Genomic DNA, 12,887 nt, shown 5'->3' on the forward strand with positions numbered 1-12,887 from the left:
ACTTTTCATAAAAGTGCCACGTAATCGTCCGGGACCTGACAGCTAACGTTCAAGCTCAGGGGCGCGAGCCAGCGTAGCTGGCGAAGCGTCCCTCTGGAGCGGGATGTTAGGCATGTTTCCTCCTTGGGTGGTGATAACGCCAATTAGCCAAGCAGAGGTAACCAAATGAAAAGACGCCGAGACTGAAGCCGACCCCATAACACCACGGTTTTAGTTCAGGGGATGGTGCCAATGTTCCTGCCATCTCCGCAAAAAACCAGCCAACAGGTGCGAATATCAGAAGCGGTGTCATGACCAACATGGCCACGCCTTCTCCGAAGTGTAAGCGCAGCGGAAAATAGGCCCAAGGCAGAACAGAAATGGCGAGCAAAATGCACCAATCTCGTCCATCAATTTTCCATTGAAATCCCAGCTTCATCGCCAGATCCGGGCAAACAGAACAAACAGTATACACCTTAACAAGTGTATACTCAGCACAAAACAGGTGTATATCACCCAGCTTTTGTTGATTCGAGTACGTCGACCAACTAGGGCAAAGGCGGCAGCCCGAGTTCCGCGAGAAATGCATTATGCCGCTCGGTCGCCTCCTTGATCTTCTGATCGATGGCGAGCAGCTGCGCATGAACCGCAGCCAGGTCGATTTCCTCTTCTTTTTGCGCCGTGCTCACGTAGCGCGAAATGTTGAGGTTGAAATCATTGCGCTCGATCTCATCCAGGCTCACGCGCCGCGAATAGCGGGGCTCCTCCTTGCGATATTGGTAGGTGTCGACGATCTTGGCGATGTGCTCGGGCAGCAGCAGGTTTTGCCGCTTGCCTTTCTCGAAATGCTCCGCCGCGTTGATGAAGAGCACGTCGTCCGGCTTGCGGCATTTCTTGAGCACCAGGATGCACACCGGAATACCCGTTGAATAAAAAAGGTTCGCCGGCAGGCCGATCACCGTGTCGATGTGGCCGTCTTTGAGCAGCTTGGTGCGGATGCGCGCCTCGGCGCCGCCGCGAAAGAGCACGCCGTGCGGCAGGATGATGGCCATCACGCCGTCGTCCTTGAGGTAGTGAAAGCCGTGCAGCAAAAAAGCGAAATCCGCGGCGGACTTGGGCGCCAGGCCGTAATTCTTAGGAACCTCGATCACCCCCATTTTCCGGGAAACTCGCGGTGAAACAGGCTCTTCATGACACTCGGCACTGAATTCCACCCGATTTCCCCTTGTCTTGGTCGCCTGTCGCGGCCTCGTACCCCGGTTTTTTCCTGCCAACGGCCGCTGCGGGCACCCTTTGGCCGTGGGTGGGCTTCACCAAGGGATGGCACCGGACTTCACGAGCCACACCGTGCGCCGAATGTTGTAGGAGGCGGCCATCAGGGTGAGGGCAAAGCCGGTTCTTGCATGGATGTGGGTGCGGATCATCTTGCCGCCCATGGCCTCGATCGCGGCAAACACGTGCTCAACCCGGGCACGGACGCGGGCAATGCGCGTGTTGCGTATTTTTTGCCGCTTGGGCAGTGGCTGGTGGGGCTTGGCCTTGCGCTGGATCTGCGGCCGGTAGCCTTTGGCCTGCAGCGCTTCTTCCCTCTCCTTGCCCGCATGGCCCCGGTCGGCATGGACGTCGCGGCACGTGTTGCCGGAATCGAGCAGCGCCTCGAAGTGCCGGCTGTCGTGGGTGCTGGCCGTGTCGNAGCGGAGTAGAGGGGTTTTTCGAGATGCTCTATGGATTCAAAAATCTGAGTTAAACTGATCAGCACGCGTTCGCCAAGTAGAGGAAATTGATGGCGTTTAGCATTTTTATAGACTGGAAGCGCAAATTTTTGGCCAGTCGAGGTCTTGAACAACCTGATCGTCGGGCACTCTTCCAGTATCGAGTAACGGAAGCCGAATTCATCGAGCTCGAAAACCTGCTACGCAAATGGCTCGGCATGCTGCTGGTGCGATTCGAACTCGGAAAAATCACCTCACTGAGTGGATTTTCAGCACTTTTCGTGCTCTACGCTGCCGAATGGTGGCGCCGCCGGTTTGACGGTTCGCATTGGTCTTGGGACCCCATTCTGAAAGACCTCAACGCCGACCCCGACGATTGGAGCCAGGCCCAGCGCAGTGCATGTATCGAGCGAGGACTCCAGGATTGGGGACTTTCAGTCAAAAAAAGCGGTGGACTGCGTTTCCTTGGAAGTGTCGCCGTCCAAGGCGGGCTACCGCTCAAGCTGCTAGCAGAGGCTCGGGGCAAAATCGGTTTGTTGCTCAGTCAGGTGTTAAAGCAAGCCGCGGGTACCAGCATTACCCCAAACGATCTGCTGACCTGGGTCGAAAGCCTGCAAAGCACATTGCCCAAAAGCTACCGGCAGGCCGTCATTTTTACCTTGCTGGCCGACGTTGCCTGGATCGTCTTACGTTTGAAGGAACAAGCCGGACTCACCGGTGCCACAGACGCGATCGCGCGCCTCGATCAGCGAGTCGACAACTGGCGCGAGCGATTCCCACTCCCTATCGACGACCACCATGCCCGTGGCTTGATCGAGCAGCTGGTTCGCGACGCCGCAAAGGTCAAGGTCGAACGACGGGAGGCCGTGCTACTCGTGGAGCGACAGCTTAGACAGGAAGAAGAAGGCGTATGGTCTTTGGTTTCCAACCTGACGCTGCCAGAGAGCATTTCGACCGCCCAGATCGCCAAGCTGTTTGGCATCGACCCTGATGAGATGCCAAGAGTTGGCGAATTATCCCTCAGGGTCGGCGACGCGCATCTGACTACGACCATCCGCCGGATGGCCAGCCAGGATGGCTACCGAATCCAGCGCCTGCCTTGGGGATTCTCAGGTCAAGCGGCGGCGGAAGAACATCTGCTTCAACTTTCCGCGTTGGATGGTCGTGTCTGGGCGATTACAGCCCCGCGTGGCGAAGCGCTGGACAACGGCTTGCCGTGGATATTTTCTGCGGAAGAATCCTCGAACCGACTACTGCGCCAAGGTAGCGGTAATGTGGCCCCTGTGGACGTCCTCATCGCTCTACCAAAGGAATGGACATTCGTCGATGGCAGCCATGCCGACATCCGTCCGCATGGCTCGCTGCCCCAATTCTCTCGCTGCATTTACCGATTGCGCGGATCGGTTCAAGCCAGGGACGATAATGGCCTGACTTGCCGCATTCGCACCGGCCAGGCTGCTGCCCCTGAGGAAAGTTACGAATGGCATGGCCAGCGGCTCTGGCTTAATTTCAAAAAGCCCACCATTGCATTCAAAGGGCTTCCTACGCTTTATCGCGCAAGCGATTCTGTAAGCCAAAAGGTCGATGGCAGCCCAGCATGGTCTTTCATCGGCGCAAACACGCAAAGTTCTTCGCCACTCATCGGCCCATTGCAAGCACGCTACCCCGCCACCGGCGAAGTCAAGCACCGTAGCCGCATGCTTGTTCTGCCTTCCGATGCGGCAATAACGATTCAACCATGCGATGCGAAATCGGGCCTCATCGAGCTTGCAAGCTGGGGAGCGATCGCTGCCAGAACGCAAACTGAGGGCGTCAGGCTCGAGAGCAAGCTGCACGGCGATGATCTACATCTGACGCTCACAGCTACCTCCGATAGGCGCACTCCAGAAACGGTCGATATCGAACTATTTTGGCCGCACACCACCACGCCGGTCAGGCTGACCCTTCCTTTCCCTGCAAAAGGCGTCCGTGCTTTCGATGCCAACGGCAAAGAAATCCTTGCCGGCAGCCTGTTGGCCGCTCAACGATTACTCGGTATACGTCTGCTGATCCTCAGCGGCGGCCAAAGCAGTCGTGTGGCGATCGAAATGGCGGCGAATGGCAGTCGCACCGTGCACGTTCATCAACTGCGCCATTTGCCAGATGCACTTATCACCGAAGTTCGTCTCCAGGACTACGCCGATGACATTCAGCGTCTGCTCTCTGCCGACGATGGTCCAGACGCGCGTGTGCGTGTTTCTTTGCGCATCGGTGGCAGCGAATGTTTCCATCTCGACATCGCACGTTACGCTGCGAAACTGAAGAGGCGCGACAGCGTCATCAGCCTCGACACTGACGACAACATAGCGCTCACAGCCGATGACTTTGCCAAGATGAGGGCGCTCGCCCTCCGCCTCGAACATCCAGGCGATGAGGCAATCCAGCTGCAATCTTGCGAGTCTGAAGGTGTACCGACAGGAACGTGGCGATTCGATCCGCATTCGAAAGAACCCGGTTGCTGGCTGATCTATCCGAGTCCAGATACAGCCATGCCGTTTCGTCCAATCATCTGGCCAGTGCAAGGCGAGCATTCGCTTGCAAGCGGTCTTGCGCGCGCGCTTGGCATCATCGATCAGGCAGAGCGGGAAGCGGCCATCGATGCGGAAATCGATCACATGTCCCGGAACTTCGTGGATGACGGTTGGGCAGAGATAGAACGGCTCGCCGGACAAGTCGGCCACCTGCCGCTTGCAACCCTCGACATATGGCGTCGCCTCGCACGATCCCCGCACGGCATGGCTTCGCTAGCGCTACGCGCTGGCAACCTGCCCAGCGGTTTCCTCGACCGTTTCGACCAAGAACTTCCTTTTGCATGGGAAATCGTCCCCTTCTCGGCCTGGAAGCAAGCAGTGGACTGCCTGGATGAGCAATGCCGGGAAATCTACGGACGAGAAGCCGGCAAAATCGTATTTCAGAGCTTTTTGGATGTACGTATCAAAGACATTACGGCGCGAAACGGCGCCTTGCATTATTTGCTCGGTATCGCCACTGCCGAACACGCCTCTCCCGAGGCCAGGCGGCAGCTCGAGGCGCTCAAGGGGCTTGGCGCTATTGCCGACCAGCAGCTCTTTCAGGGTGAGGACAGTTTACTCATGCGCCTACGCCGTTCGCATTGCGACGATGAGTGGCCCACAGGGTTGCACCGAATCCTCGCTGATGCGCGCAAACGCGCCGAAATCTCACCTTACCTTTGTCCAGATCGGTTTGATTACGCAGACGGCGCCATCAATCTGCCACTGCTGCTCGCCGCGCAAGTCGCGCACGATCAAGCCCAAGAATGGTTTGCCAACCCCCTAGCTATCAACCTGCTAAAAGCGCATAAAGCCTTCGACCCCGAGTGGTTTGAAGAAGCCTACAACTTAACCATAGCACGTTGCCTTGCGGCAGGAGTTCTCTCCACAACTTAAGGAGCGAAGATGAGCCAGATAATTTTTGCCGATCTTTTGCCAACACTGGCGAATCGTGCAAAACAGGCCGCCATCAGTCGTCTGGGTATCGCCAATGTGCCGCTGCGCCGCTACCTGGCCGAAATGTTCGACCGCCCTTTTGGGATGCCTGGGGCATTTCTTGCCGATGCGACTTTTGAAGCCACCTTCGGCTGGATGAAGGCCGATCAGCGTATGGCCGATCTTGCCGGCACTTTGCTCTCCCCGTTCCTCGTCCAGGCAATGGACGAGCCTCCAGCAGAGTTGGCCAAAGACTATCGATTCCCGCAGGATCAATACCCATACAGCCACCAACTCGAAGCCTGGAGCATCCTCTCACGGTCTGTTCCTCAATCCATCGTCGTCGCGAGCGGCACCGGTTCCGGCAAGACCGAATGCTTCATGGTTCCCATCCTCGATCGCCTCGTGAGACTGCGCGAGGAGAAACGAGGTCCACTCGTCGGGGTCAGGGCGCTATTTCTTTACCCACTAAATGCATTGATCAACAACCAGCGCGAACGCTTGCGTGCCTGGACACATGCTTTTGGTGGAGACATTCGGTTTTGTCTCTACAACGGCAACACGCCGGAACGTCCCGAGCCGTCTTGGGATCGGCAAAAGCATCCTTGCGAAATCGCCGATCGTGAAACGCTTAGAGCCTCGCCGCCGCCCATCCTGGTGACCAACGCCACGATGCTCGAATACATGTTGGTTCGCACCGCAGATGCGCCAATTTTGGAGCATTCACAAGGCAAGCTGGAATGGATCGTGCTTGACGAAGCGCATACCTATGTCGGCTCGCAAGCAGCCGAAGCGGCATTGCTTATTCGCCGCGTGTTGATTGCCTTTGGTGTAAAGCCGGAACAGGTTCGTTTCGTCGCTACATCCGCCACCATCGGCGACCCCGAAGGAGAATCTGGACAGAAACTCAAACGATTCCTGGCTGAAGTCGCTGGCGTATCCTTGGATCGGGTTCATTTGGTCGTCGGACAGCGCCGGATTCCTGCGCTGGATGGCAAGAACCCAAAGACCCATACGCCTGTGGACAAACTTGCCGACATCGATGCCGGCATCGAAACGGCCCCCAAACGCTACGACGCATTGGTAAATGACATCACGGCGCGCAGATTGCGAGATTTGTTCGTCGGCGATCCAAACAAGTCGCCTGTCGCCAGATTGTCGGAGATATGCAAAACCATTGGTCTCGATGAATTACCTTTGCATGATCAGCAGTTGAATGCATTGCGTTGGATCGACTTGCTCAGTGCTACGCGCGACGGTACGGGCCCAGGCAAAGATGAAGGGGAGGCATTCCTGCCGGTGCGCGCGCATCTGTTTCATCAAACCTTGTCTGGTTTATGGGCCTGTGCAGATGCGCAATGTCAAGCCAAACATGGATCATCCTTGGATGACCAGGCATGGCCTTTCGGACAGGTCTATTTCGATCCTAGGAAGCATTGCGACTGCGGCAGCCCAGTCTATGAAGTCGTGACATGCAACGGATGTGGTGCCGTCTATCTTCAAGCCGGTGAATTCAAAAACCAGCTTACGCACTTGCAAACGTTCGCCGCGCTCGATGAGTTCGAGCTGGAAGTAGAACCTGGCGAAGTTGCCGATGCAGAGGAGCAACCGGAAAACGACGAAGATGTCGATTCAAGACTCCAAAAGAAAGTGCTCATCGTCAATCGCAAACTACCTAATGTCGGCACCTTGGATGTCGAGCGGTCTAAGCGCCTGATCACCGAGGCCTCCGACAAAACCTTGCGCTTGCTCGTTCAGGAAGAAGATGGAAACGGTCTTTCATGCCCGGCATGCGGAAGTGATGAGTCATCTTATAACAAAAAACTATTTCATGAATGTCGTTTGGGCGCACCATTTCTGCTGGGTATCATTCTTCCTACGCTTCTCGAATATGCACCCGATGGCGATAAACCGGCAGATCACCCCTATCGAGGCCGACGCTTGCTGACCTTCAATGACAGTCGCCAAGGCACGGCGCGCATGGCGGCGAAACTTCAACAGGATGCCGAACGCAATCGCGTGCGCGGACTGGTTTATCACCTGACCTTGCAACACGGCCTCAGCGAGGCTAATGCGCAAACGGTCGCGCTCGAAAACGAAATCAAAACGCTCGAATCGATCTATGCCAGCACCCCCAATCCAACGCTGAGAGCGCTCATCGACACCAAGCACAACGCGTTGCTGAAACTAAGGCGTCCTAGTCCGATCGCTTTCAATGATCTGGCGCAGTACCTGGCCAATCAGGGCAAGGACTTCGAATACATGCTCACGCACTACCGTCGCATCGCGCCAGGTGCATTCGGCGATGTCAGCGGCCCCATCGAACTGGCGAAGATGTTTCTGGTTCGCGAATTCGGCAGACGCCCCAAGCGCCTGAACAACCTCGAAACTATGGGTTTGGTTGCCGTTCGCTATCCAGCAATTAATAGTATCTCCCTCCCCGAATCCGTCAAACGAACAACAGATTTCGACTTGGCTGCCTGGCATGATTTTCTCAAGATCTGTCTGGATTTCTTCGTTAGGGCCGGAGGGTCTTTGGAAATCTCCTCCGCCTGGCGCAATTGGCTCGGCATGCCATTTCCGCAAACCTGGCTGGTGCCAAGGGATCAAGCGGATACGAGCCGCTCTCAGCGCCGCTGGCCGCGAGCACGACGAAGCGGGCCGAAAAGCACGCTCGTGCGTCTGCTTACCTACGCATTGAAAGCAGATCTTCAAAACCCCTACGATGAAGACCGCGTCGACACTGTTCTCGTGGCCGCCTGGGATGCCTTGTGCGCCGCCGGACTTCTGCAGCAAAGGGGGGATGGCAGAGTGCTGCCACTCGATCGCCTGGCCTTTGGTCCGATCAGCGAAGCCTGGATATGCCCTGTAACGCGCCGTTTTTTGGATACCACCCTAGGCGGGTTGACGCCATACCTACCAGAGAAAGCGACCGACGAGACTGCGCGCTGCGAACAGGTTACATTGCCCTTGTACGACGAACCATTTGCCGGGGTTACCGACGATCTCGAAAGAATTCGCCGGGGCAGAGAATGGCTTGCGCGACACGAAAACATTGCACAATTGCGCGAACAAGGTCTATGGTCAGCAATCAATGATCGGGTCATCGAGCTCTCCCCTTATTTCACCGCAGCGGAACATTCTGCCCAGCAAGATTCGCACACCCTCGAACGCTACGAAAAGGCGTTCAAATCAGGCGACTTGAATCTGCTGTCTTGCTCGACGACGATGGAGATGGGTATCGACATCGGCGGCATCAGTCTGGTCGCGATGAACAACGTTCCGCCGCATCCTGCCAGCTACTTGCAGCGTGCTGGTCGAGCCGGGCGACGCCAGGAGTCACGTTCTCTGGCGATGACGCTGTGCAGATCCAACCCGCACGATCAGGCTGTTTTCAGCAACACCCGCTGGGCTTTTGATATCCAACTGCCCGTGCCGCGGGTGTCCCTGGACAGCCCGATCATCGTGCAACGCCACGTACAATCGCTCTTACTTTCACGCTTTCTTTACGAAGCGCTGAAGGGCAGCGGCCATGAGAAAACGCGCCTTACCTGCGGATCATTCTTCTTAGGCGACGAGCCGCTCGATAAGCGCTACATGGCTTGGTGCAAAGGGGGAATGGACAAACGCCCCGATATCGCACGCGATTTGCGGCTGCTCCTGCGTCACACTGTTTATGAAGGTGCTGACCTCGACCGCCTATGCGACATCGCCACAGAGCGCATAGACGAACTCGCCAAAGCCTGGCGACAAGAACACGATAACCTCAAAAGAGAGGCGGAAGAAGCACGAAAAGACTCGATGGCTTTGGCCGCCATCAACAAGCACATCGGTCGCTTGACTGAGGAATATCTCTTGCGTGACCTATCCACTCGTGGTTATCTGCCTGCTTATGGATTCCCAACGCATATTGCAACGTTTGACAACTTCGCATGGAGCCGAGAGCGGATGACCAAAGGTCGCGATGACAACCGCTACCGCAGGCGAGAAATGCCTAGCCGCGACCTCGTCACTGCATTGCGCGAATACGCGCCCGGTTCGGAAGTCGTCGTCGACGGCCTGGTATACAAATCTGCAGGCATCACGCTTAACTGGCATATTCCGGCCGATCAGCAAAGCGCTCGCGAAATTCAGGACATTCGCTTTGCTTGGCGTTGCCGCCGCTGTGGTGCGAGCGGTTCCAGCCATAGCCGCAATATGGCCTGTCATTGTGATGCCTGTGGCGCAAAAATTTCAGCCGAGAACATCCGCGAGTTTCTCGAGCCTGCCGGTTTCACTGTCGACTATTACAAAGAGCCGAGCAACGACATCACGACCCAGCATTTCGTCCCGGTAGAGCCGGCCTGGGTCGATGCCAGGGGGGCATGGATCCCTCTGCCCAACCCCTCACTCGGAAGGTTTCGCATATCTACAACCGGCCACGTATTCCACCAGTCTCGCGGTCTTCATGGAACTGGCTACGCCCTTTGCCTAGAGTGTGGGCGAGCAGCGCCCATGCCCAAAGAGGATGAGCTCCCCGAGATCTTTCAGAAACCCCACACCAAGCTACGTATGCGCGGAGAGAAGGGTACCTACTGCAAAGGAAGCGACGATCCTTGGCGGATCAAGAAGGGCATCACGCTTGGACACGAAACGTGGACCGATATCTTCGAAATTCAGTTAAAGACCAATGGCGTTTGGTTGAATGAACCAAAAGCTGCGCGCACCCTGGCAGTTGCCCTTCGCGATGCGCTGGCTGAATCGATCGGCATTCAAGCCTCTGAGCTCGGTTGTGACATAAAAGAAGCATGCCCGGACACTGGGACGATCTGCCAGTCGATTTTGATTTACGACCGCTTTGCGGCGGGTTACGCCTCGAGCGCTGAGCGCTATCTGGGCACGCTCTTCCATCAAGCGCGCAAGCATCTGGAATGCCCCGCAAACTGTGATAGCGCGTGCCCGCACTGCGTGCTTGACTTTGATCAGCGCTTTGCCGCAGATAGCCTAGATCGCCATGCTGCATTGGAGATGCTGACCGATGGTTGGTTAAATAGCCTTTGTCTTCCCGATGAATATCGCTACTTCGGAAACGACTCAGTTCCAGAATTTCGCCAGCTGCCGGAAGCCATCTGGAGGGTGATTTCTCGTCAAAGCGTCCATGCCGTCCGCCTTTACACCGGTGGTCATGCAGCGGACTGGGATGTTGGTATCTCGCCCTTACGCGAGCTTGCTTACCGTCTGGCTGGGCAAGGGATCGCAGCCGAGATCGCCATACCCAGGTCAATCTTCAACGACCTGGAGGAGGCAGATCGTCATCTGATTGCTAGTCTGGCTGATCATCCAAAAATCTCGATCTGTGAAATTCAAAATGCTTTGCCATGCGGCCATGGATGGTTGTTGGCAGAGACACTGTCTAGTCCCTCATTCCGTTGGGCTTTGGGCGATGCGTGTTCGATCGAGTTCAACGCCGAATGGGGTAACACCAGCGACGGGCCTTTAGTAGCAACGGTAGCTCAGACATTTCTCGATATCCCCACCGTCAGACGCACCGCCGAATCGATTCGACCTGCGTTGCTCGATGCCGGCGACTGCGAGATCGAAATTCACCACGAACTCGATGGATCTGTACAGGGCTTTGGAATGCGGTTGTGGACCTTGCTTGCCCAATCCCACCCGGCAACGCAGATGCGTCTGGCAGATCAAGAGGATGAGGTCGTTGCGGTAACTTACCGCGACCGTTACTTGTTTACTCCCTTGTCGATTGCCTTGTTGGCCGATCTCATTGCCGGCCTGCGCGAGCGCGTTGGACTGTCTCGCTGGGCGGTACGTGCAATTCTCATTGTTACGACTCATCGTCGTCCGACGGGAGAAAACATCTCCAAAAACCGCATTTGGTCTGACTGGGCGGATTCGGCAATGAGAGACCAAGCGCTAAAGGCTGCCTTTGGTTATCTCGGCATCGATGCCAACGTTGAGCTCGCGGATACATCAACAACAGGCCACAGCCGGTTACTCGAAATCATATGGTCGTCCGGAAAGAAACACACCTTGCACCTCGATCAGGGTGTCTCCTACTGGCGGGCATCCTACACGAACAGCAAACAAGCAACATTCTTCGATACCAGCGACGATAACTTCGCCGAGATCGGAAAACACCTGGCAGAGTTGTCGATACAAATCGAAGGATCAACGCTGCCGACTTATGTATTTTCTAAAGTTCGATGATGGAGTAATGGTTGGCGCAACATGTATCGGAATCTGCGGATGATGCGATCTACCTGCCTTTCCGTGCCCAGTCAGTACTTTACTTGTCAGATCCCGGACGATTACGCCGATCCGGGATGACCCGGCCGGCCAAGGCCACGGCCTCGGAGACGTCGTGGGCGACGAGGACGGCCGTACATTCCTCTTCCCGCCACAGACGCTCGAGGAGAGTGTGCATCATGTGCGCCCTCTCCTCACTTCGCCACGATGCGATCGAACACGCCACCGTCGGCGAAATGTTCCTGCTGCACTTTCTGCCAGCCGCCGAAGTCCTCAATCGTCAGCAGTTCGAGCTTGGGGAAACGGGCGAGGTCGGCCGGGTCGGCGTATTGGGGATGGACGGGGCGGTAGTAGTGCTTGGCCGCGAGGCGCTGGCCCTCGGGGGAATAGAGGTATTCGAGGTAGGCGCGGGCGATTTCGGCGGTGCCGCGTCGCGCGACGACGCTGTCGACCACCGCCACCGGCGGCTCGGCGAGCACGGATACCGACGGGACGACGATCTCGAAGGCGTCCGGCCCGGATTCCTGCAAGGCGAGGAAAGCCTCGTTTTCCCAGGCGAGCAACACGTCGCCCAGGCCGCGCTGCACGAAGGTGTTGGTGGCACCACGGGCGCCGGCATCGAGCACGGCCACGCGCCGGTAGAGTTCGCGCAAATAGTCGGTGGCCTTGGCCTCGTCGCCGGGCCAGCGCTTGTGCGCCCAAGCAAGCGCCGCGAGGTAGTTCCAGCGTGCCCCGCCGGAGGTCTTGGGATTGGGCGTGATGATGGAAACGTCGCCCTTGACGAGGTCGTCCCAGTCGCGGATGGCCTTGGGATTGCCCTTGCGCACGAGGAAGACGATGGTCGAAGTGTAGGGGGCGCTGCGCTGCGGCAGGCGCTGCTGCCAGTCGGGGGCGAGTTTGCCCTCCTGGGCAATGGCGTCGATGTCGTAGCCCAGCGCCAGGGTGACGACGTCGGCCTCCAGTCCGTGGATCACCGCCAGCGCCTGCTTGCCGGAGCCGCCGTGCGACTGGCGAACCGTCACCGTCTCCCCGGTGCGCTCTTTCCAGTGGCGCGCGAAGGCGGCATCATAGGCTTGGTAGAACTCCCGTGTGGGATCGTACGAGACGTTGAGCAACGACACGTCGGCACGCGCGCTGCCCAGCGCCAAGGACGCCGCGGCGGCGAGAAAAAGCGAACGAGGTGTGAAACGCATGGCGATCTCCCGACTGATGATGACCTCATGGTAACGAGGTCACATAGTCGGAAGAAGCTGGTTTTTTCCATCTTTATATTACTTTCAAGAATAAATCGATCGGGATAGAATCTTTCCTACGATGACTTCAAAGAAGGCGTCCACCAGCAACACCCTTCAAGCCACCCTGAGCGGCCGACCATATGCGTGTTCTACAGGGATTGGAGCATCTGGGCCAATCGGTGTGCTACAAGGGGGAACCTCGATCAACCCCCATTTTCCGGGGAATTTGGAGT

General features: G+C 57.0%; 5 protein-coding genes and 2 pseudogenes. 2 read left to right on the forward strand and 5 right to left on the reverse strand.

The genetic code is table 11. The features are described 5' to 3' along the window. Positions 1-106: 106 nt before the first annotated feature. The 3 genes and pseudogenes from GV368_RS10425 to GV368_RS10435 form a co-directional block, all read right to left on the reverse strand. Entirely contained in the window at positions 107-418 is a 312-nt protein-coding gene (locus tag GV368_RS10425; RefSeq protein ID WP_142810274.1) for a hypothetical protein, read from the reverse strand. 109 nt (positions 419-527) lie between these two features. Beyond that, positions 528-1,115: pseudogene (locus GV368_RS10430) on the reverse strand (N-6 DNA methylase); the annotation flags it as partial. Between the two features lie 174 nt (positions 1,116-1,289). Beyond that, positions 1,290-1,694 (reverse strand): annotated as a pseudogene (locus tag GV368_RS10435) (transposase); the annotation flags it as partial. 68 nt (positions 1,695-1,762) lie between these two features. Between GV368_RS10435 and GV368_RS10440 the strand changes: the two are divergent. Further along, entirely contained in the window at positions 1,763-5,137 is a 3,375-nt protein-coding gene (locus tag GV368_RS10440; RefSeq protein WP_142810275.1) for an STY4851/ECs_5259 family protein, read from the forward strand. 9 nt (positions 5,138-5,146) lie between these two features. Next, complete coding sequence (locus GV368_RS10445) at positions 5,147-11,380, forward strand: DEAD/DEAH box helicase (protein ID WP_142810277.1); 6,234 nt, start codon at positions 5,147-5,149, stop codon at positions 11,378-11,380. Between the two features lie 79 nt (positions 11,381-11,459). Here GV368_RS10445 and GV368_RS10450 read toward each other — a convergent pair whose 3' ends face one another. Together GV368_RS10450 and GV368_RS10455 are read right to left on the reverse strand one after the other, a co-directional pair. Next, a complete protein-coding gene (locus GV368_RS10450) occupies positions 11,460-11,600 on the reverse strand; it encodes a hypothetical protein (RefSeq protein WP_206673396.1) in 141 nt (46 codons plus the stop codon). Positions 11,601-11,613: 13 nt separating this feature from the next. Continuing rightward, entirely contained in the window at positions 11,614-12,612 is a 999-nt protein-coding gene (locus tag GV368_RS10455; protein WP_169116476.1) for a sulfate ABC transporter substrate-binding protein, read from the reverse strand. Between the last annotated feature and the right edge of the window lie 275 nt (positions 12,613-12,887).

The sequence above is a fragment of the Tepidiphilus baoligensis genome (assembly GCF_012911495.1).
Classification (GTDB): Bacteria; Pseudomonadota; Gammaproteobacteria; order Burkholderiales; family Rhodocyclaceae; genus Tepidiphilus; species Tepidiphilus olei.